At 67.8% G+C, this 25,931-nt stretch carries 22 protein-coding genes; 14 read left to right on the top strand and 8 right to left on the bottom strand.

Annotated features, from left to right (window positions below):
* Positions 1–4: 4 nt before the first annotated feature.
* The 3 genes from FXO18_RS09355 to FXO18_RS09345 all read right to left on the bottom strand — a co-directional run bounded on the left by FXO18_RS09355 (position 5) and on the right by FXO18_RS09345 (position 2,223).
* Positions 5–850, bottom strand: a complete 846-nt coding sequence (locus FXO18_RS09355; protein WP_149360863.1) for a class I SAM-dependent methyltransferase — start codon at positions 848–850, stop codon at positions 5–7.
* 78 nt (positions 851–928) lie between these two features.
* Positions 929–1,885: a hypothetical protein gene (locus FXO18_RS09350; protein ID WP_149360862.1), complete on the bottom strand. Its 957-nt coding sequence runs from the start codon at positions 1,883–1,885 to the stop codon at positions 929–931.
* Positions 1,882–2,223, bottom strand: coding sequence for a PadR family transcriptional regulator (locus FXO18_RS09345; RefSeq protein WP_149360861.1), 342 nt, complete (start codon positions 2,221–2,223; stop codon positions 1,882–1,884). Before FXO18_RS09345 ends, FXO18_RS09350 begins: the two co-directional genes overlap by 4 nt.
* A 393-nt stretch (positions 2,224–2,616) precedes the next feature.
* Here FXO18_RS09345 and rpsA point away from each other — a divergent pair, with 393 nt between their 5' ends.
* Positions 2,617–4,089, top strand: coding sequence for a 30S ribosomal protein S1 (rpsA, locus tag FXO18_RS09340; protein WP_149360860.1), 1,473 nt, complete (start codon positions 2,617–2,619; stop codon positions 4,087–4,089).
* 158 nt (positions 4,090–4,247) lie between these two features.
* Complete coding sequence (gene coaE, locus FXO18_RS09335; protein ID WP_149360859.1) at positions 4,248–5,357, top strand: dephospho-CoA kinase; 1,110 nt, start codon at positions 4,248–4,250, stop codon at positions 5,355–5,357.
* Here the strand turns inward: coaE and FXO18_RS09330 are convergent.
* Positions 5,350–5,892, bottom strand: a complete 543-nt coding sequence (locus FXO18_RS09330; RefSeq protein WP_149360858.1) for a DUF402 domain-containing protein — start codon at positions 5,890–5,892, stop codon at positions 5,350–5,352. The two genes, coaE and FXO18_RS09330, sit on opposite strands and share 8 nt — an antisense overlap.
* A gap of 68 nt (positions 5,893–5,960) precedes the next feature.
* On the opposite strand from FXO18_RS09330, the gene uvrB reads away from it, so the two are divergent.
* Both uvrB and FXO18_RS09320 read left to right on the top strand, forming a co-directional pair.
* Positions 5,961–8,117 carry an excinuclease ABC subunit UvrB gene (gene uvrB, locus FXO18_RS09325; RefSeq protein ID WP_149360857.1) on the top strand — a complete coding sequence of 719 codons (2,157 nt, stop codon included), beginning with the start codon at positions 5,961–5,963 and terminating at the stop codon, positions 8,115–8,117.
* Positions 8,118–8,307: 190 nt separating this feature from the next.
* Entirely contained in the window at positions 8,308–8,760 is a 453-nt protein-coding gene (locus FXO18_RS09320) for a universal stress protein (protein WP_149360856.1), read from the top strand.
* A 344-nt stretch (positions 8,761–9,104) separates the two neighbouring features.
* On the opposite strand, the gene FXO18_RS09315 is transcribed toward FXO18_RS09320, so the two are convergent.
* The 3 genes from FXO18_RS09315 to FXO18_RS09305 all read right to left on the bottom strand — a co-directional run bounded on the left by FXO18_RS09315 (position 9,105) and on the right by FXO18_RS09305 (position 13,207).
* The gene (locus FXO18_RS09315) at positions 9,105–11,357 is read right to left on the bottom strand and encodes a HelD family protein (protein ID WP_149361273.1); all 2,253 of its coding nucleotides are present in this window, start codon (positions 11,355–11,357) and stop codon (positions 9,105–9,107) included.
* Between the two features lie 166 nt (positions 11,358–11,523).
* Complete coding sequence (locus FXO18_RS09310; protein WP_149360855.1) at positions 11,524–12,330, bottom strand: DoxX family protein; 807 nt, start codon at positions 12,328–12,330, stop codon at positions 11,524–11,526.
* 184 nt (positions 12,331–12,514) lie between these two features.
* A complete protein-coding gene (locus tag FXO18_RS09305; RefSeq protein ID WP_149360854.1) occupies positions 12,515–13,207 on the bottom strand; it encodes an MBL fold metallo-hydrolase in 693 nt (230 codons plus the stop codon).
* Positions 13,208–13,350: 143 nt separating this feature from the next.
* Here FXO18_RS09305 and uvrA point away from each other — a divergent pair, with 143 nt between their 5' ends.
* Positions 13,351–16,212, top strand: a complete 2,862-nt coding sequence (uvrA, locus tag FXO18_RS09300) for an excinuclease ABC subunit UvrA (RefSeq protein WP_187774283.1) — start codon at positions 13,351–13,353, stop codon at positions 16,210–16,212.
* A gap of 159 nt (positions 16,213–16,371) precedes the next feature.
* Here uvrA and FXO18_RS09295 read toward each other — a convergent pair whose 3' ends face one another.
* Positions 16,372–16,752, bottom strand: a complete 381-nt coding sequence (locus FXO18_RS09295) for a DUF1844 domain-containing protein (protein WP_149360852.1) — start codon at positions 16,750–16,752, stop codon at positions 16,372–16,374.
* A 254-nt stretch (positions 16,753–17,006) separates the two neighbouring features.
* Here FXO18_RS09295 and infC point away from each other — a divergent pair, with 254 nt between their 5' ends.
* From infC to argJ, 9 genes are all read left to right on the top strand, one after another.
* Positions 17,007–17,657 (top strand): translation initiation factor IF-3, encoded by a 651-nt coding sequence (infC, locus tag FXO18_RS09290; RefSeq protein ID WP_235900621.1) that lies wholly within the window; start codon positions 17,007–17,009, stop codon positions 17,655–17,657.
* Between the two features lie 146 nt (positions 17,658–17,803).
* Positions 17,804–17,998 (top strand): 50S ribosomal protein L35, encoded by a 195-nt coding sequence (gene rpmI, locus FXO18_RS09285; RefSeq protein WP_149360851.1) that lies wholly within the window; start codon positions 17,804–17,806, stop codon positions 17,996–17,998.
* Positions 17,999–18,062: 64 nt separating this feature from the next.
* The gene (rplT, locus tag FXO18_RS09280; RefSeq protein WP_149360850.1) at positions 18,063–18,452 is read left to right on the top strand and encodes a 50S ribosomal protein L20; all 390 of its coding nucleotides are present in this window, start codon (positions 18,063–18,065) and stop codon (positions 18,450–18,452) included.
* The gene (locus FXO18_RS09275; RefSeq protein ID WP_149360849.1) at positions 18,449–19,297 is read left to right on the top strand and encodes a TrmH family RNA methyltransferase; all 849 of its coding nucleotides are present in this window, start codon (positions 18,449–18,451) and stop codon (positions 19,295–19,297) included. The genes rplT and FXO18_RS09275 overlap by 4 nt, the downstream gene beginning before the upstream one ends.
* A gap of 196 nt (positions 19,298–19,493) precedes the next feature.
* Positions 19,494–20,519: a phenylalanine--tRNA ligase subunit alpha gene (pheS, locus tag FXO18_RS09270; protein WP_235900620.1), complete on the top strand. Its 1,026-nt coding sequence runs from the start codon at positions 19,494–19,496 to the stop codon at positions 20,517–20,519.
* A gap of 59 nt (positions 20,520–20,578) precedes the next feature.
* The gene (pheT, locus tag FXO18_RS09265) at positions 20,579–23,059 is read left to right on the top strand and encodes a phenylalanine--tRNA ligase subunit beta (RefSeq protein WP_149360847.1); all 2,481 of its coding nucleotides are present in this window, start codon (positions 20,579–20,581) and stop codon (positions 23,057–23,059) included.
* A 69-nt stretch (positions 23,060–23,128) separates the two neighbouring features.
* Positions 23,129–23,617: a hypothetical protein gene (locus tag FXO18_RS16075; protein ID WP_235900578.1), complete on the top strand. Its 489-nt coding sequence runs from the start codon at positions 23,129–23,131 to the stop codon at positions 23,615–23,617.
* 39 nt (positions 23,618–23,656) lie between these two features.
* Positions 23,657–24,694, top strand: coding sequence for an N-acetyl-gamma-glutamyl-phosphate reductase (gene argC / locus FXO18_RS09255; RefSeq protein WP_149360846.1), 1,038 nt, complete (start codon positions 23,657–23,659; stop codon positions 24,692–24,694).
* Complete coding sequence (gene argJ, locus FXO18_RS09250) at positions 24,691–25,905, top strand: bifunctional glutamate N-acetyltransferase/amino-acid acetyltransferase ArgJ (protein ID WP_149360845.1); 1,215 nt, start codon at positions 24,691–24,693, stop codon at positions 25,903–25,905. The genes argC and argJ overlap by 4 nt, the downstream gene beginning before the upstream one ends.
* Positions 25,906–25,931: the final 26 nt, after the last annotated feature.

Here is a 25,931-nt window from a genome sequence, read left to right as displayed (position 1 = left end):
GCGATCAGGCCGCGGGCTTGCGCGTGCAGAAGATCGCGGTGCCGGGGAAGTGCCAGCCCCGCAGCGGGCTCCATTGGCCCCATTCCCGATCGAGCCACTCCGGCCATTCCGGCTCGATGACATCCTCGAGCACGAGCCCAGCAGCAACGATCTCGCGGACGCGATCGCCCATCGTGCGGTGATGCTCGACGTACGCGGGGATGCCGTTGCGATCCACCTCCACGTACGGGCTGCGGTCGAAGTAGGAGGAAACGACTGTCAAGCCGCGGGGGCCGGGATCGTCGGGGAACATCCAGCGCATCGGGTGGTTGATCGAGAACACCCAGGGCGCGCCTGGTCGAAGCACCCGCGCGACCTCCCGCATGACGCGGGCGGAATCAGCGACGAATGGCACGCCACCGAACGCGGAGCAGGCCGCGTCGAACGTCTCGCTGGCGAATGGCAGCCGTTCCGCGGAGGCCTGCACCAGGGGAACCTGCGGTCCGCCCCGCGCCATGACGCCACGGGCGCGATCCAGCATGCCCGTGGAGATGTCCAGCCCGATCGCGGTGGCTCCATTGCTGGTGAGCCACCGCGAGCATGGCGCGGAGCCGCACCCGATCTCGAGGATGCGCTTGCCGCTGATGTCGCCGAGCAGGCGCATATCGCCTTCGTGCAGGGACTCGGGGCACCAGATGAACTCGCCAGCGGGGGAGTCGACGCCGAGGAAGTCCGCGTGCTCGTCGTGGTACGCGGCGGCATCGTGATCCCACCAGGCGCGGTTGGCGGCGTCGCTCTCGGGCGAGGTCACGCGACGCTGCGAGACGGTCGTGTGCTCGGGGTCGGGCTCGTGCGGTGGATGGGGGCTCATGCTTCCTGCCACTGGTTGATCGGGAAGCCACCAGCTTAGCCATGGGCCCGGGCCGTGCAGCGGGCCCTTCCAGCGTGGCTAGGCGGCCCGTGCCTTGCGCAAGCCCTCCGCGCTGTCCCAGATCGCGATCACGGCGATGACCAGGATGATCAGCCACGGATTGATGGTGGGCACGGAATCCCACTGGGCCCGGTCGGCGATGGTCGCTAGCAGATCGGGGTTGATGAGATCGTCCGAGCTGGCCAGCCAGCCGACGATAGCGAGGAATGCCACGTTCGCCGCGGTGTTCGCGATCGCGAGGGGATAGTCCCAGCGGCCGCGAACGAGCTTGGCGACCTCGATCACCAGCGAGAGGACAAGGACGGCGATGATGACCTGCATCCAGCCGTTCCATAGCTCGGGGTCGAGGATCGGCACGCGGGCATCGTCGAGGGTGGAGAACGGTGAGCGCAGGTGCTGCCAGAAGAGGAAACCAATGGCGATGAGGAGGAATGCTATTCCCGAGACTGCCTCGCCGCGCGAGATCGTGGTCGCGCCGGCAGGGTCCGGCAGGGAATTCGGGTCCCAGTCCTCATGCTCGATCACGTCCTCCTGGCGCCCGGACCGCTCGATGATCGCGAAGACCAGCGTCACCCAGAACACGAGCTGCACAGCGGTCTCGAAGGTGACGCCGATCGCTGAGCCCAGCACGCTGCTGATCGGGGCGTTCTCGAGCAGCTTGACCGCGACGATCACCACGGCGATGACGGGGAGGACGATCGAGGCGAGCAGCTGCACGAGCCTGAGGTAGTCGGGGAAGAGCTCGGGCCCGATCAGGTACTGGGGCCGGTCGCGGTACTTCCCGGCCAGGGCTCGTGGTTCGCCCAGCTCGATCAGTGCCGCGCGCTCGGCGTCGGGCAAGGGCTGGCCAGCGTCGGTGCGCGCGTCGATCATGTCGCTGATCGCGACGGTGAGCTCCGCGGCGATGTCTCCGCGCTGCTTCTCGGGAAGGCGCCGGACGACGTCCCCCACATAGCGCTCGGTCAAGGTAGTCATTCGATTGCTCCTTGTGCCAGTGCCTCGATGGATGAATTGAGGGTCCGCCACTCCTCGGTCAGTTCCCCGAGGAGTGCGGTTCCGAGCTCGCTGATGCGATAGAACTTGCGGGGCCGTGGCTCCTCGGTGTTCCACTCGCTGTCGAGCAGGCCCTGCTTGTCGAGGCGCCGCAGGAGTGGATAGAGGGTGTTGCCGTCTACATCGAGGCCTGCCGCTCGCAGGGTCTCGAGCAGTGCATAGCCGTACCGGGGCTCGGAGAGCGTCGCGAGGCAGGCCAGTGCGACGGTGCCCCTGCGTAGCTCCTGGATGTGCCCTGCTAGCAGTTCTTCCCGCGTCATGGGTCCTACTATACTGTGCGACACACAGTAATGTACAGCGGCTCGCTCTGACGGTTATCAGCCGGGTGCTGGCGGGGCGATCGATGGCAGGGCGAGGGGGCGAGAACGGCACTGTTCGCCGGTCGGTCGAGCGGCCCCGAGCATCGACGAGGAATCGACTGTTGTTGCTGCGGGTCGGGTTTGCCGCGCAACAGTCTGATCACGTAGTCTATTCGTGCTGTGCCGTGTGCACGGTAGGGTTTTGCGTGTGCCTGAGGGTGCTCGAGGGCTGCCAGGGAGAGCCTCCCGGCGAACTCGTTCTGCGGTGTCTTCCAGCAGGGGCGCTCGAGGTGCCGCGCGGGCCTGCACCTGTCCATGTAACTTTGAGTCCAAATGTCCGGAGCACCTCACCTAATGCCCACCACAACCTCGACCTCGCCGCAGGTAGCCATCAATGATATTGGCTCCGCCGAGGACTTCCTCGCCGCCGTCGACGCAACCATCAAGTACTTCAACGACGGCGACATCGTTGAAGGGATCATCGTCAAGGTCGATCGCGACGAGGTCCTGCTCGACATCGGCTACAAGACCGAGGGTGTCATCCCGTCCCGCGAGCTGTCGATCAAGCACGATGTCGACCCCAGCGAGGTAGTCACGGTCGGTGACGCTGTCGAGGCACTCGTCCTCACCAAGGAAGACAAGGACGGGCGCCTGATCCTGTCCAAGAAGCGCGCGCAGTACGAGCGCGCCTGGGGCACCATCGAGGCGCTCAAGGAGAAGGACGAGGCCGTCAAGGGCACCGTTATCGAGGTTGTCAAGGGTGGACTTATCCTCGACATCGGCCTCCGTGGCTTCCTTCCGGCCTCCCTCGTCGAGATGCGCCGCGTCCGCGACCTCCAGCCCTATGTCGGCAAGGAGATCGAGGCCAAGATCATCGAGCTCGACAAGAACCGCAACAATGTGGTCCTGTCCCGCCGCGCATGGCTCGAGCAGACCCAGTCCGAGGTTCGCAGCGAGTTCCTGCACCAGCTCCAGAAGGGCCAGGTCCGCAAGGGCGTCGTGTCCTCCATCGTCAACTTCGGCGCCTTCGTCGATCTTGGCGGGGTCGACGGCCTCGTGCACGTCTCCGAGCTGTCCTGGAAGCACATCGATCACCCCTCCGAGGTCGTGCAGGTCGGCGACGAGGTCACCGTCGAGGTCCTCGATGTCGACATGGACCGCGAGCGTGTCTCCCTGTCGCTCAAGGCGACCCAGGAAGATCCGTGGCGCCAGTTCGCCCGCACCCACGCCATCGGCCAGATCGTGCCCGGCAAGGTCACCAAGCTCGTTCCGTTCGGTGCGTTCGTGCGCGTCGAAGAGGGGATCGAGGGCCTCGTGCACATCTCCGAGCTCGCCGAGCGCCACGTCGAGGTGCCGGACCAGGTCGTCAGCGTCAACGACGATGCCATGGTCAAGGTCATCGACATCGACCTCGAGCGTCGCCGGATCTCGCTGAGCCTCAAGCAGGCCAACGAGGAGTACACCGAGGAGTTCGACCCCGCCAAGTACGGCATGGCCGATTCCTACGACGAGGCTGGCAACTACATCTTCCCCGAGGGCTTCGATCCCGAGACCAACGAATGGCTCGAGGGCTTCGAGAAGCAGCGCGAGGAGTGGGAGGCCCGCTACGCCGAGGCCGAGCGTCGCCACAAGATGCACACCGCTCAGATGGAGAAGTTCGCCAAGGTCGAGGCAGAAGCCGCCGAGGCCGCACCGAGCAACTACTCCTCCGACAGTGGCGTCGCCGAGGCAGTCGCCGCGCCGAGCACCACCAGTTCCGGTGGGACCCTCGCCAGCGACGAGCAGCTCGCCGCGCTCCGCGAGAAGCTCTCCGGCAACAACGGCTGATCCAGCCCAACAGCTGATCAGTCCAGCATCGCCCACCGAGCCCCGGCCTTCCTTCGAAGGCCGGGGCTCGGCCCGTTGCCAGAGCGCGCGCTACGGCTGAGATCGCCAGGAACGGCCACCGGGAACTAGCACCCACACGGTATGGCAGACTCGACCGCGTGCTACGCGTAGGCCTCACCGGCGGCATCGGAGCCGGAAAATCCACTGTCTCGACCAGGCTCGCTGAGCTCGGCGCCACCATCGTTGATGCCGACAAGATCGCGCGCGAGGTCGTCGAGCCCGGAACTCCCGGCCTTGCCGAGCTCGTCGAGGCATTCGGCCCCGACATCCTCACCAGCGACGGCACCCTCGACCGGCCCGCGCTCGCCGCCGTCGCCTTCAGCGACGATCAATCCCGCGCCACCCTCAACGGCATCGTGCATCCCCGCGTGGGAGCCCGCACCGCCGAGCTCATCGCCGCCGCCCCGCCCGACGGCATCATCATCCACGACATCCCGCTGCTCATCGAGAATGGCCTCGCGCCCACCTGCCACCTCGTCCTGGTCGTGCACGCGGAGGAGGACCAGCGCGTCCACCGCCTCACCAGCAGCCGCGGCATGCCCGAGTCCGACGCCCGCGCCCGCATCGCGGCCCAGGCCACCGATGAGCAGCGCCGCGCCGCCGCCGATATCTGGCTCGACAACACCGAGGATCGCGAGCACCTGCTCCAGCAGGTCACCGCGGCCTGGCACGACCGGCTCGTCCCGTTCGCGCACAACCTGCGCGCCCGCACCCCTGCCCCGGCCCCGGTAACGCCGATCGAGCCGGATCCCCGATGGCCGGAGCAGGCTGCCCGGCTCGTGGCGAGGCTGCGGCTGGCTTGCGCCGGCACGGGGGCCACCGTCGAGCACATCGGCCCCACCTCCGTACCTGGGCTTCCCGCGCCCGACACCATCGATATCCAGATCGCCGTGGCGGAGCAGGGCCAGGCCGACGAGCTCGCGGACCGCCTCGCCGAAGCTGGGTTCCCCGCGGCAGGGACCGCCACACCGGACAGCGACGATGCTATCCACGAGGTGCTCGGGCGTCACGCCAATGCTGACCCGGGGCGGCCCGCCACGGTCCACCTCCAGCTAGCTGGCTCACCCGGCCAAAGGCTCGCGCTCGAGCTGAGAGACCTCCTGCGCGCGGACCCGGCAGCTCGCGACGAGTATGTGGAACTGCGCGGCCGAGGTGAAGAGATCGCGCTCGACGAGTGGCTCGAGCAGGCCCGCGCCCGGCTCAGCTAGCGGGGGAGCGCCACTGCAGGGCAATGCCGTGGGCAGCGAGCCATTTCTTCAGCGAATGCTCGTGCGCGGCGATTCCGCTCATCACGGTGGTCGCGGTCAGCACTGCCGCCGAGGCCGCCTCGACGGACAGGAGCCCCGCCTGGTGGGCGGCGAGCAGCTCGTCCACATCCTCGAGATAGGCGTCGCGGCCCTCGCGCACGATGATGTCGAGATAGTGATCCACGGACCTCCAGGAATCCTCGCTGGCAGTGAACTCACCGATATCGATGTAGTAGTCCTGGTCCCGCTCGTGGCCGGGGTTGAAGTGGAAGATCGTGACGCGGATCCGCAAGCTGGGCAGCAGCCACGATTCCATGTAGTGGAACTGGCGGTGGTCAGCCGGGCGGCCCATGTACAGGCCCCACGGCTCGGCACGGTAGATATCGACCGAGCGCACGAAACCCTTCGGATCGATGTTCGTGCCCGCCGCGACATCGAACGTCTCGATTTTCGGGGGATGGATGCCTTGATGGGCCGGGACGTGGTGCTCGGGCATGATCCCACCGTACTGCCCGCCCGCGACCGTCGTGGGAATTGTCGTCCCCTCTCACTACCCTGTTGCCTATGGCGTTCGCGACCGAGCAAGACCACGACCCCTCCGGCATCCCCGATGCCGTGCTCGCTCATTCGGAGTACCGGCCGATCCACGAGGTGGAGCGCACTTCCGGACAGTTCACGGTGGTCAGCGACCACAAGCCCGCCGGTGACCAGCCAGCGGCGATCGCGGGGCTCGAGCGGCGGTTGCGGGCCGGGGAGAAGGACATCGTGCTGCTGGGCGCGACGGGCACCGGCAAGTCCGCGACCACGGCCTGGCTCATCGAGAAGATGCAGCGGCCAACGCTGGTCATGGCGCCGAACAAGACGCTCGCCGCCCAGCTCGCCAACGAGCTCTCGGAGATGTTCCCGCACAATGCCGTCGAGTACTTCGTCTCCTACTACGACTACTACCAGCCCGAGGCATACATCGCGCAGACCGATACCTACATCGAGAAGGACTCGTCGATCAACGATGACGTGGAGCGGCTGCGCCACCGTGCCACCTCCAGCCTGCTCTCCCGGCGCGATGTGATCGTCGTGTCCTCGGTGTCGTGCATCTACGGGCTCGGTACGCCCCAGTCCTACCTCGACAGGTCGATCACCGCGTCCGTCGGCGAGGAGGTCTCCCGCGAGCGTTTGCTGCGCCTGCTCGTGGATATCCAGTACACCCGGAATGACATGGCCTTCACGCGGGGAGCGTTCCGGGTGCGCGGCGACACGCTCGACATCATCCCTGCCTACGAGGAGCTCGCCGTCCGCATCGAGTTCTTCGGCGATGAGATCGACTCCCTCTACTACATCCACCCGCTCACCGGTGATGTCGTCGAGCAGGTCGAATCGGTGCGTATTTTCCCCGCCACGCACTATGTCGCGGGGCCGGACCGGATGGAGAAGGCCATCCGCGGGATCGAGCAGGAGCTCGAGACGCGGCTCGCGGACCTCGAGAACCGGGGCAAGCTGCTCGAGGCCCAGCGCCTGCGCATGCGCACCTCCTATGACATGGAGATGATCCGGCAGGTGGGGTTCTGCTCGGGAATCGAGAACTACTCGCGCCACGTCGACGACCGCGCGGCCGGCACCCCGCCGGCAACCTTGCTCGACTATTTCCCCGATGACTTCCTGCTCGTGATCGACGAGTCCCACGTCACCGTTCCGCAGATCGGCGGCATGTACGAGGGTGATATGTCGCGCAAGCGCAACCTCGTCGAGTTCGGCTTCCGCCTGCCCTCCGCGATGGATAACCGGCCACTGACCTGGGAGGAGTTCAGCGCCCGCGTCGGCCAGACCGTGTACCTGTCCGCCACGCCAGGACCCTATGAGCTCGGGCGCACCGGCGGACAGTTCGTCGAGCAAGTCATCCGCCCGACCGGCCTCGTCGATCCGAAGGTCGTGGTCAAGCCCACCAAGGGCCAGATCGACGATCTCGTTCACGAGATCCGGGCACGCGTGGAGAAGAACGAGCGCATCCTCGTCACCACGCTGACCAAGAAGATGGCCGAGGACCTCACCGACTACCTGCTCGAGCTCGACATCAAGGTGCGCTACCTGCACTCCGACATCGATACGCTGCGCCGCGTCGAGCTGCTCCGCCAGCTCCGCCTCGGCCATTTCGACGTGCTTGTTGGCATCAACCTGCTGCGCGAGGGACTCGATCTGCCCGAGGTCTCCCTCGTCGCGATCCTCGACGCCGACAAGGAAGGCTTCCTGCGCAGCTCCACCAGCCTCATCCAGACCATCGGGCGCGCCGCCCGCAACGTCTCCGGCGAGGTCCACATGTATGCCGATCGCATCACCGACTCGATGCAGCACGCCATCGAGGAGACTGACCGGCGCCGCGCCAAGCAGGTCGCCTACAACACCGAGCGCGGGATCGAGCCCGCCCCGCTGCGCCGCAAGATCGCCGACATCCTCGACCAGGTATACGAGGAGGCCAGCGACACCGAGCGCAGCGGCGCCCGCGGCAAGCGGGGCGAAGCGGCATCCCACACCACGGCAGGCATCCGCGAGGGCCATGACGCCAAGTCCATGCCCCGGGCCGAGCTCGCTGATCTCATCGACCAGCTCACCGAGCAAATGGTGGCAGCTGCCCGCGATCTCCAGTTCGAGCTCGCGGCCCGGCTGCGGGACGAGATCGCTGATTTGAAGAAAGAACTCCGCGGAATGGATGCCGCCGGATTGTCCTAGAAAGCACGACACACCCGGAGTGTGAGGAACATCGCGGTCCAAGATCGTGGCAGTTTGGTGTTTTCCCCCCGAAACTTGCCGTGGGGGGGCAGTGATACCGCTAGTGTTTCCGCTAGTAGTGTTTTGATGCACGCACTCACTAGTGCAAGCTGTGAGGCCCCGAGCGCAGGCAAGATCATGGGAGGAACGAATGACCGCCTACCGCACGATTGTCGTCGGTACCGATGGTTCCGAGTCATCACTGAAGGCTGTCGAGAAGGCGGGCTCACTCGCTGGTGACGAGAACGCCCGCCTCGTGCTGGCGTGCGCCTATTACCCGACGGACCCGAAGGAGCTCGGCGACGCCGCGGACGTCCTCAAGGAGGACGCCTACCAGATCACGGGTGCCGCGCCCACCTATGAGATCCTCCGCAGCGCACGCGAGCGTGCCGCATCCGTCGGAGCCAAGAACATCGTCGAGCGCGCCGTCGTCGGTGCCCCCGTGGACTCGCTCCTCGCCCTCGTCGAGGAAGTCGATGCCGATCTGCTCGTCGTGGGCAACCGGGGGCTCAACACCATCACCGGCCGCCTGCTGGGCTCCGTGCCATCAGACGTGGCACGCAAGTCCGCCAGCGACGTGCTGATCGTCCACACCACCCGCTGACACAGCATCCGCTCGCAGCAGTGTAGAGCGGAAGGTGCTTAGCTTGAGCAATGCCCGCTCCGGATATCCGGGGCGGGCATTGCTGTTCGCGGGGCCGTGTCCAGCGCGGCGTCGATCCCCGGTGCCCGTTGTCTCCGGTGCCTGCGGAATTCGGCGTCCGTGATCCCCGGTGCCCGCGTGTTCCGGCGCCCGCTAAACGCGATAGAAACGGCCCCGGAATCGGTGTGGTTTCTATCGCGTTTGGCTGGTTCCGGTGCTTTTGCCGCCGCGCGACCTGTCGCTGCTGGGCCTGGCACAGAGCCGCGCGACCTGTCGCTGCTGGGCCTGGCACAGAGCCGCGCGACCTACCGCACCGACGCTGCCTGTTCCAGGCTGGCGGGCATGGGGGCGTGGTGGATGATCGCGAGGCGCTGCGTGGCACGAGTGATGGCCACATACAGATCGCTCATCCCGCGCGTCGATTGGGTGGCGATCGCGCCCGGCTCGACGATCAGCACCGAATCGAACTCGAGTCCCTTCGCCTCCCGCACGGACAGCACGGTGGCATCGGTGCTGCCACTACCTTCGGACGCAGCTTCGCGCACTTGCTCGACCAGTGCATCGGGGGCGAGGATCACGCTGGTGCCGGGCTCCTCGCGCCACTTCTCCAGGTGCTCCCACGCGGCCAGCGCGAGATCATCGGCGCCGACGTGCTCGATCACGGGCTCATGGCCCGAGTGCCGGATCGACCGGGGCGCGTCGAGGCCAGGAGCGAACTCGGCGAGCACATCGCTGGCGACGTCCATGATCTCCGCAGGCGTGCGGTAGTTGACGCTGAGGCCTTGCAAGCGCCAGCGCTGCGCCACGTAGGGCCCCAGCGCATCGCTCCAGGAACCAGCCGAGGCGGGGCTGCCGGTTTGCGCGGGGTCGCCCACGATGGTCATCCACCGGTTCGGGGTCCGTCGCATCACCATGCGCCAGGCCATGGGGGAGAGTTCCTGGGCCTCATCGATGATGGTGTGGCCGTAGGTCCATTGGCGGTCCGCGGCGGCCCGCTCGGCAGTGGTGCGGTACTGGCGGTGCTGCTGCCGCTCGGCGAGGGTCTCGGCGTCGATCAGGTCGTAGGCCATCAGGATCTCGGGGTCGAGATCATCCTCGAGGTCCTGGGGCGCTGAGCCGGTGAGGATGTCGAGGGCATCCTGGGCCTCGGCGATGCGAGCCCGCCACTGCGCGCGGGCCGCCTCGTCATCGTCGTCGTTGTCGATGCCGATCAGTTCCGCGAGCTCGTCGAGCAGCGGCGCATCGGTATCGGAGAACAGCGCGGCGCGGGCGCGGAGCACCGTTTCCTGCTCGTCCTTCGCGAGCAGGTCGCCGCTCGCGGACCGGAGCCGGTCGGGGTCACTGAGCAGCTCCATGAGCACTTGCTGGGGAGTGAGCATCGGCCACAGCGAGTCCAGAACGCCGCGCACCGCGGGGTCGGCCCGCAGCTCGTCGCGGATATCAGCGAGGTCATCGCGGTCGAGCAGATCGTGGCCGCCGTCGATGCCGGCGCTGAGCACCTTGCGGTACTGGGTGGCGAGCAGGTCCACGGCTGTGCTGACGAAGATCTCCCGCGCCTTGTTGTGCGGGCGCCGGGAGGAGCGGGCGCGGCCTCGGGCCCGGGTAGCGAGCGCCTTGTCCACCTGCAGGGTGTAGGTATCGAACGGCACTTCGATCGGTGTGCCCGGCACGGTCTGCCAGTCGCGCACGGCGGTCTTGAGGACATCGACCATGCGCATCGATCCCTTGATGGCCGCGACGTCGTCGGCGTCGTGGATGCGCGCGGTGACTCCGGGGTAGAGGTCACCGACGGTGGAGAGGACGACGCCCGTCTCGCCGAGGGAGGGGAGCACCTGGCTGATGTAGTCGAGGAAGGTCGAGTTCGGCCCGATGATCAGTACCCCGGATCGCTCGAGCTGCTCGCGGAAGGTGTAGAGCAGGTAGGCGACGCGGTGCAGCGCCACAGCAGTCTTGCCCGTTCCGGGCCCGCCCTCGACGACGAGCACGCCACGATGGTGCGAGCGGATGATGACGTCCTGCTCGCGCTGGATGGTCGAGACGATGTCGGTCATGTGTCCGGTGCGGGCGGCACTGATCGCGGCGAGCAGCGCGCTCTCCCCAGCGACTCCCTCGCTCACGGTCTCGGCGCTGCCGTCCTCGCTCGCGGTGAGGGTGTCCGCGGCATCGGGGTCGAGGATCTCGTCGTGCAGCGCGGTGACCACGCGGCCACGTGTGCGGAGGTGCCGCCGCCGGGCAACGCCGTCTGGCGAGGCGGGGGTCGCGAGATAGAACGCGCGGGCGAGCGGGGCCCGCCAGTCCAGCAGGAGTGGTTCGCTATCGACCTCGTCGTCCCACATGCCGATGCGACCGATGTAGCGGACGGACTCGTCGACATCGTCGATGCGGCCGAAGCACAGGCCATTCTCGGCAGCGGTGTACTTGGCGAGCTTGTCGGTATACAGGGCATTGTAGGACTCGCGCTCGGAGACCTCCTGGGGGTTCTCCTCGCGCATGCGCAGGACGTCGCGGATGCGAGTGCGGGTTTGCTCGCGCAGCGCATCGAGCCGCCCGTACAGCATCGAGACATACTCCTGCTCGCGGTCGATCTCGCGTTGCTCCACCCAGACTCCTTCGACTCCGCCACCAGGGCGTGGGCCGGCGCTTCCCGCCCTCGGGACAGCGCTCGGGCCCACCACCCTAATGCAGCATCAACGTGGAGTCGAAGAACGTTGTTCCCGGGCCGTCCTAGCGATGGCGCAGGCGGGAACGGACCTCTGCGGTGCCTCCGCGGGCGGCGTCCGCGGCGTGGTGGGCGGCCTCGGTCGTGCGCTCGGCGGCCTTGTGGTAGAGCTCGCCCCCACGATCAGCCGCGGCCTCGTAGATCCCTGGGGCGCGCTCCGCCGCGGTGCCGTACCAGCGGGAGGTCGTGTCGGCGGCGTCCTCCACGACGTCCTTGGTGCGGTCGGCGAGGGTGGAGAATCCGTCGGCGGCGCGCTCGGCGACGGTCGACCAGCCTTCCGCGAGCTTGTCCTTGGTGGTCGATCCCGATGACGACGCGACAGATCCGATCACGGGCAGCGCGGCGGAGATGGTCCCGGATGCGCGCGTCGCGAAGCGCCGGGCCCACCAGCCCACGGAGGGGCGGCCCTCGGTATCGGCCGCGGCGATCAGCAAGCCACCGAGCAGGCCAACGTTCTTGAGGAAGTGCTGGCGCTGGTTGGCGCGGGCCGCGGCATCGGTCTCGGCCCAGAATGGATGCTGGATGACAGTCGTCGGGATGAGGCTGGTGGCCAGCACTCCGGAGGCCAGCCGGGGCGCGCGGCCCCAGGCGAGCAGTCCCGCCGCACCGATCTGCGCTGCGGCGTTGATCCGGGCGAGCGTGACGGGATCCTGGGGGAGCTTGCTGGATACTTCTGGTGGCAGGGTGCCGTGCGCGTAGTCGATGAACGGTGCTGCCTTGTCTGCTACCTCGTTGGGCTGGCGCAGCGTGCTGATGCCGTTGGCGATGAAAACGCCGGCGATCATGGGGCGCGCGATTCTCCGGAGGATCATGACTGGCCTTTCGCTGGGGGTTTCCGTTCACCAAGTTACCCAGATTCGCTGCTTGTGAACGTCCATCGGCCGAAACGCGGTGAATGTCCTGTGCGGCGGCCGGTCCGGGCCAGGCCGGACCAGCCGCCGGGCGCTGCTTGCCGCCCCCCGGCCCGCGCGCACGTGCTGGTGGCTTTCGCTGCCTCTACCAGCCGCGGGCCCGCCACTCGGCGAGATGGGGGCGCTCCGCGCGGAGCGTGGTGTCCTTGCCGTGCCCTGGATAGACGATCGTCTCGTCAGGAAGCTGCCCGAAGACCTTGTTCTCGAGGTCGTTCATGAGGGATGCGAATTGCTCCGGTCGTGTCGTCTTTCCCGGTCCGCCCGGAAAGAGGTTGTCCGCCGAGAAGAGGTGGTTCTGGCTTCCGTCGCGGAGAACAAGTGCGATCGAGCCCGGGGTGTGCCCGCGCAGGTGCATCACTCGCAGCGAGAGGTCGCCGATAGTGATGGTGTCATCGTCGGCGAGCAGGCGGTCGGGCCGCAGGGGCAGGTGCTCGGCATCGATGGCGTGAGCGGCGGTCGGGGCGCCGGTGGCGGTGGCGACCTCGGCGAGGGCCTGCCAGTGGTCCTGGTGACGGTGCGTGGTGACGATCAGCGCGAGCCGCTCGCATGCTTGCTCAGCGAGGGAGAGGATGCGCCGGGGCTCGTTGGCGGCGTCGATCAGCAGTCCCTCGCGTGTGCTCTCGCACACCACGAGGTAGGCATTGTTATCCATCGGGCCCACGGCGAGCTTGTAGATCGAGGCGGTGGGGGTCCGCAAGCACTGGGCGGGCCCGCCGACTGTGGTGGCGCCGGTGTAGTGGTCGTCGATCGGGACGGGGATGCCTGCTTCGTCTGCCATGGCCCCACGCTAGCGGCTTCCGGATGACGACGTGCGGAGTGCTCTCTACCAGCGAAAACGGCGAAGTGTCAGTAGGGGGTCGTAGCATGTTCCGTGCACAGTGGCCGCCGGGTGGCCGGGCCTGGGCTCGAGAAGGGATGAACGTGACCGATCGTTTGATTGTGCGTGGTGCCAGGGAGCACAACCTCCGTGGTGTTGATATTGATCTGCCGCGCGACAGCCTGATCGTGTTCACCGGGCTCTCCGGCTCGGGCAAGTCCAGCCTCGCGTTCGACACGATCTTCGCGGAGGGGCAGCGGCGCTATGTGGAGTCCCTCTCTGCCTACGCGCGGCAGTTCCTCGGCCAGATGGACAAGCCTGATGTTGATTTCATCGAGGGGCTCTCCCCGGCAGTGTCGATCGACCAGAAGTCCACCAATCGCAATCCGCGCTCCACCGTCGGCACGATCACCGAGGTCTATGACTACCTGCGCCTGTTGTTCGCCCGCGCCGGCACGCCGTACTGCCCGGTGTGCGACGCGCGCATCGCCAAGCAGACGCCCCAGCAGATCGTTGATCAGGTGCTCGACATGGAGGAAGGCACCCGGTTCCAGGTCCTCTCCCCGGTGGTGCGCACTCGCAAGGGCGAGTTCGTGGATCTGTTCTCCCAGCTCAGCGCCCAGGGATTCGCGCGCGTCCGCGTCGATGGCGTGGTGCATCCGCTGTCCTCCCCGCCGACGCTGAAGAAGCAGGAGAAGCATGACATCGAGGTCGTGGTGGACCGGCTGGTGGTCAAGCCCTCGGCCAAGCAGCGTTTGACTGATTCGGTGGAGACGGCGCTGCGGCTCGCTGACGGGATCGTTGTGCTCGATTTCGTCGACATGCCCGAGGATTCCCTGGAGCGGGAGCGGCGCTTCTCCGAGCGGCTCGCTTGCCCGAACGGCCACGCGCTCGCCGTGGACGACCTGGAGCCGCGCTCGTTCTCGTTCAACTCGCCCTATGGCGCCTGCCCGGAGTGCCACGGGCTCGGCATCCGCAAGGAGGTCGATCCTGATCTGGTGGTTCCGGATCCGGAGAAGTCCCTCGCGGAGGGGGCCATCGCGCCCTGGTCGACGGGCCAGTCAGCGGAGTACTTCCAGCGGTTGCTGCAGGGCCTCGGCGATGCCCTGGGATTCCGGCTCGATACGCCCTGGCAGAAGCTTCCCGCGAAGGCCCGTCGTGCCATTCTCGAGGGCTCGCCCCAGCAGGTCCATGTCACCTACACCAACCGCTACGGGCGCAGCCGCGCCTACTACGCCGAGTTCGAGGGCGTGATGCCGTTCCTGCACCGGCGCCTCGATCAGACCGAGTCCGACCAGATGAAGGACCGCTACGAAGGCTTCATGCGGGATACGCCGTGCCCCGCCTGCCAGGGCGCGCGGCTGCGCCCAGAAATCCTCTCCGTGCGCATCTCGGGCGGCGATGGCAGCGCCCGGTCCATCGCGGATATCGCCGCGCTCTCCATCGCCGACTGCGCGAAGTTCCTCACCGATCTGCGGCTCGGCGCCCGGGAGGCCGCGATCGCGGGGCGGGTGCTCAAGGAGGTGCAGGCCAGGCTTGGGTTCCTGCTCGATGTGGGGCTCGACTATCTCTCCCTCGACCGTGCGGCTGGCACCCTCTCGGGTGGCGAGGCGCAGCGGATCCGGCTCGCGACGCAGATCGGGGCGGGCCTCGTCGGCGTGCTCTATGTGCTCGACGAGCCATCGATCGGCCTGCACCAGCGGGACAATCGTCGCCTCATCGACACCCTCACCCGCCTGCGCGATCTCGGGAACACCCTCATCGTGGTCGAGCATGACGAGGACACCATCCGTGCCTCCGACTGGATCGTCGACATCGGGCCGCGAGCGGGCGAGCATGGCGGACAAGTGGTGCATAGCGGCAGCTTCGAGGGGCTGCTGGCCAACGAGGAATCGCTCACCGGTGCCTATCTCGCCGGCAGGCTGTCCATCGAGATGCCCGAGCAGCGGCGTGCCATCGATTCGCAGCGCCGGATCAAGATCGTGGGCGCGCGGGAGCACAATCTCAAGAACGTCAGCGTCGAGTTCCCGCTCGGCACGCTGACCGCGATCACGGGGGTCTCGGGCTCGGGCAAGTCCACCCTCGTCAACGAGATCCTCGCCAAGGCGCTCGCGAACAAGCTCAACAAGGCCCGGCACGTCCCCGGCCGCCATACGCGCATCAATGGCGTGGACCTGCTCGACAAGCTGGTGCAGGTGGACCAGTCACCGATCGGTCGCACGCCACGCTCCAACCCGGCCACCTACACCGGGGTGTTCGACAAGATCCGCACCCTGTTCGCCGCCACCACCGAGGCAAAGGTGCGCGGTTACCAGCCCGGGAGGTTCTCGTTCAACGTCAAGGGCGGTCGCTGCGAGGCCTGCACGGGCGACGGCACCATCAAGATCGAGATGAACTTCCTGCCCGATGTGTACGTCCCGTGCGAGGTGTGCCACGGGGCGCGCTACAACCGCGAGACCCTCGAGGTGCACTACAAGGGCAAGAACATCGCCGAGGTGCTCGACATGCCCATCGAGGAGGCCGCCGTCTTCTTCGAGCCCATCAAGTCGATCCACCGCTACCTCGACACGCTCGTGGACGTTGGGCTTGGCTATGTGCGGCTCGGGCAGTCCGCGCCGACCCTCTCCGGTGGCGAGGCGCAACGCGTCAAGCTCGCCGCCGAGCTGCAGAAGCGCTCCACCGGACGCACCGTCTACATCCTCGATGAGCCGACCACGGGCCTGCACTTCGAGGACATCCGCAAGCTGCTGCGGGTTATCAATGGTCTCGTCGACAAGGGCAACACCGTCATCGTGATCGAGCACAACCTCGACGTCATCAAGACCGCCGACTGGATCATCGATATGGGTCCGGAAGGTGGTTCGGGCGGCGGGACCGTGGTCGCCGAGGGCACTCCAGAGACCATCGCGGCGGCTCCGCATAGCCATACCGGCCAGTTCCTGCGCGGCATCCTCGCCCCAGCCTGACCGGTGCAGCCTGTGCGGCCCGGGGCCAGCGGATCGCCGCCCAGGGGACACGCCGCCCAGTGGAAGCTTCTCACCGCTGAGGCGGGAAAAGCTTCCGCTGGACGGGCCCTCAGGACGCTCTCGCGGCAGGGAAGGCCGCGCCCTTGTGGACCGGGCCTCCTAGTGGACGGGGCCGGTGTACTTCTCGCCGGGCCCCTGCCCGGGCGGGTCGGGGTAGGCGGAGGCCTCGCGGAACGCCCGTTGCAGGGCTTGCAGTCCGTCGCGGAGCGGCCCTGCGTGGGGGCCGAGGTACTCGGCGGAGGCCGTGATAAGGCCAGCGAGGGCGGTGATGATGCGCCGTGCTTCATCGAGGTCGAAGTACTCGCTGTCGGAGGGGTTCTCCGCGGAGAGGCCAAGCTTCTCCGCGGCGGAGCTCATGAGCATGACCGCCGCGCGGGAGACTACTTCGATGGCCGGGATCGCGGCGAGCTCGCGCACGGGCAGCTCGGCGTCCGGGGAAGTCGTCGCGTCCGCGGCCACCCGGTAGGAATCGTCTGTCATGCCTGGTACGATGTCATACGCGACCGTCCTCGAGCATATCGGGGGCATCAAGTGGAGCCCAAGCTCCCACCGCTGCACCAGCATTGCTTGAACGGTGTCCAGTGGTCCGGTCCCGTGGTACCAAGCCTGTACAGGGCTGGGTGAGCGTAGGCAATGCCCAGTGGGCACGGCTTTTGCGCGCGGGCCGGTCGGCAATTGGGCCCCTGGCATTGATCCATGATGGATCCGGCGCTAGGGGCATTCTTGTTGGGGCACTGGGTTCGCTGTCGCACCGCAGCAGATTCGACCTAGGAGGCCCCATCAGCACCGAGACCCGCATCAATGACCGCATCCGCGTTCCCGAGGTCCGCCTCGTCGGCCCCAACGGGGAACAGGTAGGAATCGTGCGGATCGAGGATGCACTGCGCCTAGCGATCGACGCGGACATGGATCTCGTGGAAGTCGCCCCTGATGCACGCCCGCCGGTGTGCAAGATCATGGACTACGGCAAGTTCAAGTACGAGGCCGCGCAGAAGGCCCGCGAGTCCCGCAAGAACCAGCAGCAGACTGTCATCAAGGAGCAGAAGCTGCGCCCGAAGATCGATGATCATGACTACGAGACCAAGAAGCGCAATGTTGCCCGGTTCCTCGACGCCGGCAACAAGGTGAAGGTGACGATCATGTTCCGTGGCCGCGAGCAGTCGCGTCCGGAGCTCGGTTTCCGCCTCTTGCAGCGCCTCTCCGCCGATGTGGCGGAGCTGGGCTTCGTGGAGACCACCGCGCGCCAGGACGGTCGCAACATGACGATGGTGCTTGCTCCGCATCGCGGCCAGAAGACCAAGCTCAAGGCACAGCAGGCCCCTGCGCGTGAGCGCGAGCAGGATGACGCGGCGGGAGAGGGCCAGGACGCCCCCGCGGCCAGCTGATCCAGGATCCATCGCTGCCCGGCGGCACGGCCGGGCAGGGTGATCGGCGTGCATGCTGCCGGACCACGCCGTTCCGCAAGGACGTGCAGTGCCCAGCCGCGCGAGCGGCGAGCACTGCGAACACTCGACAGAACTGAGGACATCCAATGCCGAAGAACAAGACCCACAGCGGCGCCTCCAAGCGCTTCAAGGTGACGGGCCGTGGCAAGCTGCTCCGCGAGCAGGCCAACCGTCGCCACCTCTTCGTTCACAAGCCCAGTGACCGCACCCGCCGCCTCGAGGGCGTCACCGAGGTCGCCAAGAGCGACCAGAAGCGCGTCAAGCGCATGCTCGGCATCTGACCCGAGCCCGAGACAGCCAGACCAGCCGGGTCGATGACCCCCGAAAAGTGACAGGACGACAACAGTGGCACGCGTGAAAAGAGCGGTAAACGCTCAGAAGAAGCGTCGGACAGTTCTTGAGAGCACCAAGGGCTACCGCGGACAGCGCTCGCGCCTGTACCGCAAGGCCAAGGAGCAGATGCTCCACTCGATGAACTACTCCTACCGGGACCGCCGTGCCCGCAAGGGTGACTTCCGCAAGCTGTGGATCACCCGCATCAACGCGGCCGCACGGTCCAACGACATCACCTACAACCGGTTCATCCAGGGTCTCAAGGCTGCCGGTATCGAGGTGGACCGCAAGAACCTCGCCGAGATCGCCGTCTCCGACGCCGAGGCATTCACCGCCCTCGTCGCCGCCGCGAAGGCAGCGCTCCCGGCTGACGTGAACGCTCCGTCCGAGGACGCGGCCTGACCAGCACAGGCGCAGCACAGCAACGACCCGGGGAACCGATTTCCGATCGCAACCCCCGGGTCGTTTCTGCGTTGAAGCTCGTCAAGCCCGCGGAGCGCCGCAAGGGCGGCAGGTTCCTCGCCGAGGGCCCGAATGCTGTTTCCGCGGCGCTCGCGCATGACGTGGTGATCGAGCTTTTCGTGACCAGCAAGGCCCTCGAGCGCAACGCGGAGATCATCGGCGGCGCCCGTTGCCCCGTGTGGATCGTGTCCGAGCGCACTGCCAAGGGGCTCTCCGAGACCGTGACCCCGCAGGGCCTCGTCGCGGTGTGCGAGGTCCGCGGCACGGAGCTTGGAGAAGCTCTCGCGCAGGTCCCGCCGGACGGCTTCATCGCGGTGGTCGTTGATGTGAACGAGCCCGGCAATGCGGGGACGATCATTCGTGTCGCGGATGCAGCGGGTGCTGCTGCGGTGATCATCGCCGGGGCGAGCGTGGACCCGCTCAATGGCAAGGTGATCCGCGCCGCGGCCGGAAGCAGCTTCCATCTGCCCATCGTGCGCGCCGCGAGCGCCGCGGATGTGATCGACGAGCTGCTGGGCGCGGGCTTCCGTGTCCTCGCTACGAGCGCGCGGGGCGAGATCTCGCTCTTTGACGCCAGTGGGGCGCTCTCGGGCGCACGCGTGGCCTGGTTGTTCGGCAACGAGGCGCATGGCCTGCCGGAGGCGATCCTTGAGCGCGCGACGCACGCGGTGAGCATCCCGATCCGCGGCGAGGCCGAGAGCCTCAATCTCGCCTCCGCGGCAACCTTGTGCCTTTATGAAAGCGCGCGGAGCCTCCACGAGAGCGCTCGGGCGCGGGCGGGCTAGGTGCGGGGCCGCAGCGTCGCATAACATCGGCGGGGCACGCTCTCGCGCGGAATGTGCACACGCGGAACTTGCCCGCGCGATCGCGCGGGCCTATGGGCATGGGATTCGAGGAGTGGAACGGATAGTGGCTGACAATTCGGCGCAGCACGGACCCGGCAGCACGAGCAGCCCAGCGGGCGAGCAGGAAGGCGCTTCCTTGCTCGGCGAGGAGCACCTCGCCGCATCGGCCGCGCAGGCGCGGGAGGCTTTCGACAGCGCTGCTGATCTCGAGGAGCTCGCGCGCGCGAAGACCGCGCATCTCGGGGACAAGGCGCCCATCGCTCTCGCGCGGCGTGCCCTCGGCAGCCTGCCGAAGGCCGAGCGCGCCGATGCAGGCAAGCGGGTCAATGTCTACCGCTCGCAGGTGCAGCAGGCCTTCGAGGAGCGCAGCGCCGTCCTGCACGCGGAGCGTGATGCCGCGGTGCTCGTCGCCGAATCCATCGATGTGACACTGCCGGCGGGGCGTGCTCCCCAGGGCGCGCGGCATCCCATCACCACGATTTCCGAGCAGATCTGCGACGTGTTCGTCGCGATGGGCTGGGAGGTCGCCGAGGGCCCCGAGGTCGAGACGGAGCACGCGAACTTCGATGCGTTGAACTTCCTCCCGGACCACCCCGCCCGCACCATGCAGGACACGTTCCATATTGCCCCCGAGGGTTCCCGGCAGGTGCTGCGCACGCACACCTCTCCGGTGCAGGTCCGCAGCATGCTCACCCGCGAGGTGCCCATCTATGTGGTGTGCCCGGGCCGCACGTTCCGCACTGATGAGCTCGATGCCACGCATACGCCGGTGTTCTCGCAGATCGAGGGCCTCGCGGTCGATGAGGGCCTGACGATGGCGAACCTGAAGGGCACCCTTGATGCCCTCGCCCGTGGCCTGTTCGGCCCTGGCGCGCGGACCCGCATGCGCGCCAACTACTTCCCGTTCACCGAGCCGTCCGCCGAGGTGGATGTGTGGTTCGAGCGCAAGAAGGGCGGCGCGGGCTGGGTCGAGTGGGGCGGATGCGGAATGGTGCATCCCAACGTCCTGCGCGCAAACGGCATCGATCCGGAGGTGTACTCGGGCTTCGCGTTCGGCATGGGACTCGAGCGCACCCTCCAGTTCCGCAACGGCATCCCGGACATGCGCGACATCGTCGAGGGTGACATCCGATTCACCTTGCCGTTCGGCGTGCAGGGCTAGCCAGAGTTTTTCTTTGCTGTTGATTTTCGTGAACACGTGATTCGAGGGAGCGAGCACCCGTGCGAGTAGCGCAGTCCTGGCTGACAGACATCATCCAGCGTGCCAATCCAGGCTGGAGCATCTCCGCCGAGGAGCTCGACGCCGGCTTCGTCGGCGTGGGCCTCGAGGTGGAGGACGTGACCAGGCCCGGACCCGTGGTGGGTCCGCTGCGGGTCGGTCGCGTCTCGTCGATCGAGGAGCTCACCGAGTTCAAGAAGCCCATCCGGTTCTGCCTCGTCGATGTCGGGGCCGCCGATCCCCAGGGGATCGTGTGCGGTGCCCGCAACTTCGCCGAGGGCGACCTCGTGGTCGTGGCGCTCCCCGGGGCCGTGCTGCCCGGTGACTTCACCATCGCCTCCCGCAAGACCTACGGCCGAGTCTCCGACGGCATGATCTGCTCGGTGCGCGAGCTCGGGCTCGGCCGGGACCATGCGGGGATCCTCGTGCTGCCGCCCGGCACGGCCTCGCCGGGCGATGACGCCCACGAGCTGCTGGGGCTGAACGACACCGTCATCGAGCTCGCGGTGACACCGGATCGTGGCTACTGCCTCTCGGTCCGCGGCTTGTCGCGGGAGCTGTGCTGCGGGTTCGACCTTTCCTTCGCGGACCCGGCCGAAGGGCCTGACCACGGTGCGGAGGGCCCAGCCTGGGGCGTCAGCGTCGAGGCGGAGGCCGATGCGGCACGGTTCGCGGTGCGTCGCGTGACGGGCATCGACACGCAGGCCATCACCCCGTGGTGGATGCAGCTGCGCCTCATGCTGTCGGGCATCCGGCCGATCTCGCCGGCGGTGGACGTCACCAACTACGTGATGCTCGAGCTCGGCCAGCCGATGCATGCGTTCGACGCGGCGCGCGTCTCCGGCGATCTCGTGGTCCGGCGCGCCCGGTCGGGGGAGCGGCTGGTCACGCTCGACGAGGTCGAGCGCGCCCTCGATCCCGAGGATGTGGTCATCGCGGATGATTCCGGCGTTGTCTCGCTCGCCGGGGTGATGGGCGGTGCGAGCACCGAGGTCTCGGGCGAGACCACCGAGGTGCTGCTCGAGGCGGCCTGCTGGCATCCGCTGGCGATATTCCGGACGGCGCGGCGCCACAAGCTCTCGAGCGAGGCGAGCCGTCGCTTCGAGCGTGCTGTCGATCCCGCGGTGACTGTGGCCGCGCTCGACCGCGCCGCGGCCCTCCTCGCGGAGATCACTGGCGGCGATGTGGAGCCCGGGCTCACGGATATCGGCGCGGTGCCCGAGCGTGTGATGATCCGCATCGATTCCCGGCTGCCGGACAAGGTCGCGGGCGTGGAGTACGCGGCGGGCGCGGCCCAGCATCGGCTGGAGCAGATTGGTGCCACGGTCCTTGAGGAGACGGTGGGCGAGTCCACGCAGCTGCTGGTGACCCCGCCATCGTGGCGGCCGGATCTCACGCAGCCCGCCGACCTCGTGGAAGAGGTGCTGCGGCTCGAGGGGCTCGATCTCATTCCTTCGGTGCTGCCGACCGCGCCGGCTGGCTCGGGCCTCACTGCTCTGCAGCGGCGACGGCGCTCGGTGAGCCGGGCCCTGGCACATTCGGGATTCGTGGAGGTGCAGCCGTCACCCTTCATCTCGCCGAAGGTGTTCGACCAGTTCCGGCTCGCGGAGGACGATCCGCGGCGGAAGGCCATGCGGGTGCTGAACCCGCTGGATAGCGAGCGCGCGAGCCTGGCGACGACCTTGCTGCCGGGAATGCTGGACGTGCTGGCGCGCAATGTCGCGCGGGGCCAGCACGACGTCTCGCTGTTCACGATCGGCCAGGTGGTGCTGCCCACGAGCGGGACCCGTCCGGTGCCGATGCTTCCGGTGGATCGGCGCCCGACGCCCGAGCAGGTGGATGAGCTCTTCGCCTCGCTGCCTGATCAACCGGTACGCGTGGGCATCGTGCTCTCCGGGGCGCGGCTGCCGCGCGGGCCGTGGGGGCCGGGCCGCGCCGCGGACGCCGTGGATGCGTTCGAGGCAGCGGATGCCGTCGCGAGCGCAGCGGGCGTGGCGGTCGAGCGCCGCGCGGCCCAGGAGCTTCCGTGGCATCCCGGGCGCTGCGCGGAGCTAGTCGTGGATGGCCATGTCATCGGCCATGCGGGCGAGCTGCATCCCGCGGTCGTCGAGGAGATGGGACTGCCGTCGCGGACCTGCGTGGTCGAGATGGAGCTCGACGCGTTGCCGGTGCGCGAGAACCTTCCTGCGCCGCGGCTGTCGGTCTTTCCCGCAGTGCTCCAGGATGTTGCCGTCGTCGTCGCCGAGGATGTTCCCGCCGCGTCGGTGGAATCCGCGTTGCGCGAAGGCGCTGGCGAGCTGCTCGAGAGCATCGAGCTGTTCGCGGTCTTCGCGGGCGAGCAGCTTGGCGAGGGCCAGAAATCCTTGACGTATTCGCTGCGGTTCCGTGCCGCGGACCGTACGTTGACTGAAGAGGAGGCGTCGGCTGCTCGTGACGCTGCGGTCGAGCGGGCCACAGGAGCCGTCGGGGCCCGATTGCGCTAGCCATGTGGCCGTGCTGGCCCGGCAGCGCGACGTATCCTGGAAGCACACGCCCGAAGGGAGCTCGTCGTCGTGGAGAAGAAGCAGTCGTCGATCGAGTCATTGTCACGCGCGTTGTCCGTGCTGGGCGACGCGCAGCTATGCGAGGTAGTGTCCGCAGCGACCGTCGGTCGCGAGGATCTGCGCGCGCTCCATCAGGTTGCGCAGTTGTCTCTGGTCGCGGGCCCAGCATCGGGCGAGGAGCTCTCGGGAGCTACTCTGTCGGCCGCCGGCGGGGTGGTGCGCGCCGGTGACGTGGAGGACCTGCCTGTGGGCGAGGTCCCGCCGCTGGGCAGGCCTGGTGGCTCCGGTTCCGGGGACGACGAGGGATGGACCAGTGATGGCATCCCCACGTTCAGCAAGGTCCGGGATCGGATCGCCGCGAAGTTCGCGGTGGCGATCGGTGCTCCGGAGACGGATGTGGAGCGTGCCGAGAGCTTGTCGCTGGAGCAGCAGTGGGAGAACCGTGCGCGGGCGGCCCGGGAGCGCCTGGAGCAGATCAAGGGAATCATGCGCAAATAGCGTTTGAATATTGTTGCAATGGAGCGCATAATCAGTCGCATGACTCTTCGGATCGCCGTCGCAGGTGCCAGCGGATACGCCGGGGGAGAAGTCCTCCGGCTTCTCCTCAACCATCCCGGCGTGCTCGACGGAAGCATCGAGATCGGCGCGCTCACCGCGGGAAGCAGCGCCGGGACCACGCTCGCCGAGCATCACCCGAACCTCCTGCCGCTCGCCGATCGCATCCTCGGCGATACCAGCCCGGAAACCCTCGCCGGACATGATGTCGTGTTCCTCGGCCTGCCCCACGGGCACTCGGCCAAGCTGGCCGAGCAGCTACCCGAGAGCACGCTGATCATCGATTGCGGCGCCGACTTCCGCCTGAGCGACCCCGCCGACTGGGAGAAGTTCTACGGCACGCCGCACGCCGGAACCTGGCCCTATGGCATGCCCGAGCTGCCTGGGGCGCGCGAGAAGCTGCGCTCCGCCACGCGCATCGCGGTGCCCGGCTGCTACCCGACCGGAACGTCGCTAGCGCTCGCCCCCGCCGTGGCCGCGGGCATCATCGAGCCACGGATCACCATCGTCGCGGTCACCGGAGCATCCGGAGCGGGCCGGTCGCTGCGCACCGATCTGCTCGGCGCCGAGGTCATGGGCTCCGCGCGCGCGTACGGCGTCGGGGGAGTCCACCGGCACAACCCGGAGATCACCCAGAACCTCCAGGCGCTCACCACGCGGCCGGTCACCGTATCGTTCACCCCGATCCTCGCGCCCATGGCCCGCGGCATCCTCGCCACCTGCGTGGCGCCGACGACAGCCACCGCGGCCGAGGCCCGGGAGACCTACCTCGCCGCGTACCGCGATGAGCCCTTCGTCCACGTCCTGCCCGAGGGCCAGCTGCCCCAGACCAGCGCCGTGCTCGGCTCCAACGCCGTGCACCTGAGCGTCCACGTCGATGCCAATGCTGGTTCCCTGGTCGTGGTCTCGGCCATCGACAACCTCACCAAGGGCACCGCGGGCGGCGCGATCCAGTCCATGAACATCGCGCTCGGGCTCCCCGAGGCCGCCGGGCTCTCCACAGTCGGGGTGGCCCCATGACATCGCGCCTCCCCGGCGCGCGCATCGACCGGGCCCTGGGCGTGACCGCGCCGGCCGGGTTCACGGCCACAGGCATCGCCGCGGGCATCAAGCCCACCGGAGAGCCAGACCTCGCGCTCGTGGTGAACTCCGGCGAGGACCGCCCAGCAGCCGGAGTGCTCACCACCAACAAGGTCAAGGCCGCGCCCGTGCTCTGGTCCCAGCAGGTCCTCACCATGGGAGAGCTGCGTGCCGTCGTGCTCAACTCCGGCTGCGCCAACTGCTGCACTGGCCCGCGCGGATTCGCCGACACGCACCACACGGCCGAGGAGGTCGCACGAGCGCTGACCGCATCCGGGTGCGAGACCGGCGCCGTGGAGGTCGCGGTGTGCTCGACCGGCAGCATGGGTGAGTTGCTGCCCATGCCCGCCGTTCTGGCGGGAATCGGCCAAGCCGTCGCCGCGCTCGGCAGCTCGACCGAATCAGCCACGTCCGCGGCCCGGGCGATCATGTCCACCGACACTGTTCCCAAGCAGGCATCGCTCGCTGCTCCGGGTGGCTGGACCGTCGGAGGAATGGCCAAGGGCGCGGGGATGCTCGCGCCATCGCTGGCCACCATGCTGTGCGTGCTCACCACCGATGCGCGCGCGACCGCGGAGCAACTCGACCGCGTGCTCCGCCATGCCGTGCGGTACACGTTCGATCGCCTCGACGTCGACGGCGCCACCTCCACCAACGACACCGTGCTGCTCCTCGCGTCGGGAGCATCCGGCATCGGTGCTAGCGATGATGAGCTCACCGCGGCCGTGCAGGCAGTATGCGACGACCTCGCCGAGCAGATCATGGCCGATGCCGAGGGCGCCACGAAGCGAGTGCTGATCACCGTCAGCGGAGCGGCCAACGAGAGCGAGGCACTGGCCGGGGCCCGCACGATCGCGCGCGACACCCTGGTCAAGACCGCGCTTTTCGGCTCGGACCCCTGCTGGGGCCAGGTCCTCGCGGCCATTGGCAGCGCACCGATCATGCTCGACCCCGACCGGGCCAGCGTGTTCTTCAACGGATATCCGGCCTGCCGCGATGGGGTCGCTGTGGCCGAGGCGAGGTCGATCGATCTCAGTGGTGCCGATGTCGACGTGCGCATCGAGCTGGGCATCGGAAGCGGAGAGGCAACGATCCGTACCGCCGACCTCTCGCACAGCTACGTCACCGCGAACTCCGCCCGCTCATCCTGATCCAGCTTCCCGGAGGAAGGCCACTG

Origin of the sequence: Lolliginicoccus suaedae, assembly GCF_008312885.1 — a bacterium.
Classification (GTDB): domain Bacteria; phylum Actinomycetota; class Actinomycetes; order Mycobacteriales; family Mycobacteriaceae; genus Lolliginicoccus; species Lolliginicoccus suaedae.
This window is presented reverse-complemented; position numbering and strand designations above follow the sequence as displayed.

Excerpts from the sequence above, each read along its gene's own strand:
- uvrB (WP_149360857.1), top strand. The coding sequence starts at position 5,961 with ATGGCGTTCGCGACCGAGCAAGACCACGACCCCTCCGGCATCCCCGAT.
- FXO18_RS09320 (WP_149360856.1), top strand. The coding sequence starts at position 8,308 with ATGACCGCCTACCGCACGATTGTCGTCGGTACCGATGGTTCCGAGTCA.
- rpmI (WP_149360851.1), top strand. The coding sequence starts at position 17,804 with ATGCCGAAGAACAAGACCCACAGCGGCGCCTCCAAGCGCTTCAAGGTG.
- FXO18_RS09330 (WP_149360858.1), bottom strand. The coding sequence starts at position 5,892 with ATGCCCGAGCACCACGTCCCGGCCCATCAAGGCATCCATCCCCCGAAA.
- FXO18_RS09295 (WP_149360852.1), bottom strand. The coding sequence starts at position 16,752 with ATGACAGACGATTCCTACCGGGTGGCCGCGGACGCGACGACTTCCCCG.
- FXO18_RS09355 (WP_149360863.1), bottom strand. The coding sequence starts at position 850 with ATGAGCCCCCATCCACCGCACGAGCCCGACCCCGAGCACACGACCGTC.
- FXO18_RS09315 (WP_149361273.1), bottom strand. The coding sequence starts at position 11,357 with ATGCTGTACGGGCGGCTCGATGCGCTGCGCGAGCAAACCCGCACTCGC.
- FXO18_RS09345 (WP_149360861.1), bottom strand. The coding sequence starts at position 2,223 with ATGACGCGGGAAGAACTGCTAGCAGGGCACATCCAGGAGCTACGCAGG.
- argC (WP_149360846.1), top strand. The coding sequence starts at position 23,657 with ATGACTCTTCGGATCGCCGTCGCAGGTGCCAGCGGATACGCCGGGGGA.
- FXO18_RS09350 (WP_149360862.1), bottom strand. The coding sequence starts at position 1,885 with ATGACTACCTTGACCGAGCGCTATGTGGGGGACGTCGTCCGGCGCCTT.
- argJ (WP_149360845.1), top strand. The coding sequence starts at position 24,691 with ATGACATCGCGCCTCCCCGGCGCGCGCATCGACCGGGCCCTGGGCGTG.
- FXO18_RS09305 (WP_149360854.1), bottom strand. The coding sequence starts at position 13,207 with ATGGCAGACGAAGCAGGCATCCCCGTCCCGATCGACGACCACTACACC.
- FXO18_RS09310 (WP_149360855.1), bottom strand. The coding sequence starts at position 12,330 with ATGATCCTCCGGAGAATCGCGCGCCCCATGATCGCCGGCGTTTTCATC.
- rpsA (WP_149360860.1), top strand. The coding sequence starts at position 2,617 with ATGCCCACCACAACCTCGACCTCGCCGCAGGTAGCCATCAATGATATT.